The sequence below is a fragment of the Acetobacter sp. genome (assembly GCF_047723915.1).
Lineage (GTDB): Bacteria > Pseudomonadota > Alphaproteobacteria > Acetobacterales > Acetobacteraceae > Acetobacter.
On record NZ_JBDOBQ010000050.1, the window covers coordinates 1 to 3,583 of the forward strand.

Sequence of the window (3,583 nt, forward strand, 5' to 3'; positions counted from 1 at the left end):
GCCTTGCCGCCCGCCCCCCTTTCCCCGGATGGAAAACCCCCGGTCCGTCGCCGCAGGCTGAAGCGGCGTATCCGTACCAAAAGCCGGGGGCCGTCCTTCAACCGCCTTATCCCCAATATCCTGACCATGCTGGGGCTGTGCGCGGGGTTGAACGGCATGCGCTTTGCGGTTGACGGCCGCTTTCAGGCCGCCGCCGCCGCCCTCCTGCTGTCCGCCTTCATCGACGGGCTGGACGGGCGCATTGCCCGGCTGCTGCGTGGGTCCACCCGGTTCGGGGCGGAATTCGACAGCCTGTCCGATTTCGTGTGCTTTGGCGTGGCGCCCTCTTTCCTGCTGTATTTCTGGGCCCTGAGGGACAGCAACCGCTACGCCTTTCTGCCGTGCATGCTCTTTACGGTCTGCATGGCGCTGCGCCTGGCCCGGTTCAACGCCAGCCTGGATGGCGAGGAACACAAGCCCAAATACGCCTCCAACTTCTTTACCGGCGTGCCCGCGCCCGCCGGAGCCGGGCTGGCGCTGTTCCCGCTTTTTCTGGGACTGGAAGCCCAGAAACTGAACCTTGACTGGCTGTATCAGGCGACGCGCCAGCCCCTGCTGCCATGGCTGACCCTGACGGGAACCGCATTCCTGCTGGTGTCCACCCTGCCGGTCTGGTCGTTCAAGAACTTCAAGGTGCCGGTGCAGTATGTGCTGCCGCTCATGCTGGGCACGGGTATTTACGCCGTGGTGCTGATTGCGGACCCATGGGCAGCCCTGGCGGCGGCTGGCGTGATCTATACGCTGATGCTGCCAGCCAGCCGCCGCAGTTTTCTGAAGCTGAAACGCGCGGCGGAAGCGCTTCAGGACGATGACGAACCCGAAACACCCGCTCCGGGCTGAACGCTTTTACGCCCCCTGCGGGCCAGCGGCATCGTCCGCACCGCCTGCGCCAACACCGCTGGCGGGGCCCGCTGGTGCCGCGCGGAACAGGGCGCTCAGACCATCCAGCACATCGGTCGGGGCGGGCGGGCAGCCGGGAATGGCCAGATCGACCGCCACACGGCGTTCCAGCCCGCCCATGACGGCGTAGTTTTCGCCGAACAGCCCGCCATCGATCGCACAGGCCCCCACGCAGACAAGCCCCCTTGGGGCGGGCATGGCGTCCCAAGCGGCCTGCACGACTGGCGCCATGGCACGGGTGAGCGGACCGGTCACGACCAGCATGTCGGCATTACGGGGGCTGTCGGTAAAGCCGAACCCCGCCCCCTGCATGTCATACGGTGCGCCAGCAAGGGCCTGAAGCTCCATTCCGCAGCCATTGCACCCCCCGGTATCGACATGAAAAAGCCTGACCGGCCAGCCCGGTCCCTGCGCCTTCATACGCTGCACCCCGGGCCTAAAAGCCATGTCGAAGACTGCGCGCATCAGCCCCATGCCGATCTGCCCCCCGTTAGTATGCTCCCCATTGGTCTGCTGGCCGCAGTTCTGTTCCCCGCCGGTCTGCCAGTCGCTGTTCTGCCAGATGCTGTTCTGCTCCGGGCTGGTCCGATCCGGGCTCGTCCACTCCGGGCTGCTCTATTTCCCGCGAATATGCGTTGGGCGGAGCCGCCCCCGCAGGCAGGCGCCGGGGCGGCGCGGTGGCCTGCTCCTGTTTTTTCCACCATTGCGTGCCTCCGCCTATCCATCCAGTGCCGCGACATCCACCCCCAGCGAACTGGCCAGCAGGGCAATGTCATGCGCGGCACAGCCACGCAGCGTTGTCTCGAACAGCAGCAGGGTTGCAGGAGCGGGACAATGATAGAAAACCTGCGCCACATGGCCGTCATGCAGGCGCACCCAATACGCAATGCTGCCCCATGGCCCTTCGACAACACCCGTCCCTTCACCGTCGCGCAGCACCATGCTACCCGCACCGATACCAAGCCCCATCCGTGCCGCGGCCCTGTCCAGTATGCCAAGGCTTTCCCCGATCTCCGCCAGCAGCAGCACAATCCGGTCCTGTGCCGTACCGTGCTGCTGGCCGGATGTATAACGCCACAACCCGTCATAGGCGGGCAGTAATCGGCGTGTATCGCAATCCCGCCCGGCGGCGCGCGCCAGGGGGCCATCCAGTTGCAATCGCTCCAGTTCGTCAGCCGTGGTCACGCCAAACCCCGCGAGACGGGCTGCAAGACCGGGATAATCACGCCAGAGCTGGGCCAGATCCGCAAGGTCGGGGCGGGCAAGGTCGACGACAGCGGCGCATAATTCCGCCATCTGTTCGGGTTGCCTGAGCCTGATTCCGCCCGGCATGCACACATCCAGCAACAGGCGCGACCCGGCGACGGGCGCTACCTGCGCAAGAATACGCTCACGCAGCATCATGCAGCGCGACGCCAGCAAGGCCGCACCCGCACGCCCTGCCACATCGGCCAGCGTGTATAGATGGTGGCTGATCCGCTCGATTTCGAGCAGGGCAACGCACACAAGGTCCGACTGGGGGCCGGGTGCATACCCGCAGGCGGCTTCCACCGCCCAGGAAAACGCGACCTGATGCGCGACCGAACAGCGCGCCGCCACGCGGCTGCTCAGGCGGCTGGCCTGCTCCAGACTGCTGCCACGCCAGCGCAACGCCAGCCCCCGATGCGCATAGCCGGTCTGGCTTTCCGCGCACAGCACACTCCCGCCGGATACCGCCAGCGCGACATGCAGGGGCGAACGCATGTCGCCCGTGGCCGGACCCCAGCCATCCAACTGCGCACTGGCGGCCTGTCCATTGGCGGCCTGTGTACTGGCGGCCTGCGCGCTGGCAGCACGCAGCACATCCGACGGCGTAAAGCGAACCAGTCCCTTATGCCCGCCCGCCATGCCGGGAACAGCCGAAAGCGGCGCACTGGCAAGCCATACGTCATGGTCCAGCAGGGGGCGGACATCGACCGCCCACATGGCTTCGGCCCCGTACAGGTCGTAAATCGCGCGTTCATACAGGGCAGACACAGGCCGCGCGGGTGACAGAGCGGGGTAACGTCCATCTTCCAGCGCCACGGTCACGGCCAATGGCTGGCCGTTGGGCAGGAACAGGGCATGCACATGCACGCCGTCACACCACAGACCGGCAAAAGGCAGAGGGTCATGCGCCAGGGCGGCCACCATGTCGCGCCAGCCCAGTTCATCAAGCTCGAAACGCCAGGGGGTGGCTGTCTGCATGCCCGCGCGGATGAGAGAGACAACACCCATCAGAACGCCCCCAGCATCATGGCCAGAGGGGCGAGAAGCCCCATGGCGGTCAATACCAGACAGGCCAGCCGTCCCGCCGTGTCAGCGGGCCAGAACCCCGCATACGGCCCGCCACCCCCAGCAACCGCGCCCTGCGCCAGACCGGACAGGGGATGAAGGGCCGGGCTGGCGGAAAAACCGGCAAGATGAGCGTTCGGCACGTCGTGTTCGGGTGTGTCGTCCCTGCCCGGTACGGCGCGTGCAAGGCAAAGCAGAACTCCGCCCGTTGTCAGGACCGCAACCAGCCAGGACCAGTCCGCCATGACCGAAAGCAACAGCAGGCAGCCGACAAAGGGCGCTCCGGGTGGAAAACACGTGACCGCACGAACCGCCCACCCCTGCAATACCC

At 66.4% G+C, this 3,583-nt stretch carries 3 protein-coding genes and 1 pseudogene; 1 reads left to right on the top strand and 3 read right to left on the bottom strand.

Features of this window, described 5'->3' with window-relative positions; translation table 11 throughout:
- The first annotated feature begins 3 nt into the window (after positions 1-3).
- Positions 4-879 carry a CDP-alcohol phosphatidyltransferase family protein gene (locus ABF990_RS14515; RefSeq protein WP_415506669.1) on the top strand — a complete coding sequence of 292 codons (876 nt, stop codon included), beginning with the start codon at positions 4-6 and terminating at the stop codon, positions 877-879.
- Positions 880-885: 6 nt separating this feature from the next.
- Here ABF990_RS14515 and ABF990_RS14520 read toward each other — a convergent pair whose 3' ends face one another.
- From ABF990_RS14520 to ABF990_RS14530, 3 genes and pseudogenes are all read right to left on the bottom strand, one after another.
- On the bottom strand, positions 886-1,413 hold the full coding sequence (locus tag ABF990_RS14520; protein ID WP_415501041.1) for an NADH-quinone oxidoreductase subunit B family protein: 528 nt from the start codon (positions 1,411-1,413) through the stop codon (positions 886-888).
- Positions 1,414-1,656: 243 nt separating this feature from the next.
- On the bottom strand, positions 1,657-3,195 hold the full coding sequence (locus ABF990_RS14525; RefSeq protein ID WP_415501042.1) for an NADH-quinone oxidoreductase subunit D: 1,539 nt from the start codon (positions 3,193-3,195) through the stop codon (positions 1,657-1,659).
- Positions 3,195-3,583: pseudogene (locus ABF990_RS14530) on the bottom strand (hypothetical protein); the annotation flags it as partial. The gene ABF990_RS14525 and the pseudogene ABF990_RS14530, both read right to left, overlap by 1 nt.

Excerpts from the sequence above, each read along its gene's own strand:
- ABF990_RS14520 (WP_415501041.1), bottom strand. The coding sequence starts at position 1,413 with ATGGGGCTGATGCGCGCAGTCTTCGACATGGCTTTTAGGCCCGGGGTG.
- ABF990_RS14525 (WP_415501042.1), bottom strand. The coding sequence starts at position 3,195 with ATGGGTGTTGTCTCTCTCATCCGCGCGGGCATGCAGACAGCCACCCCC.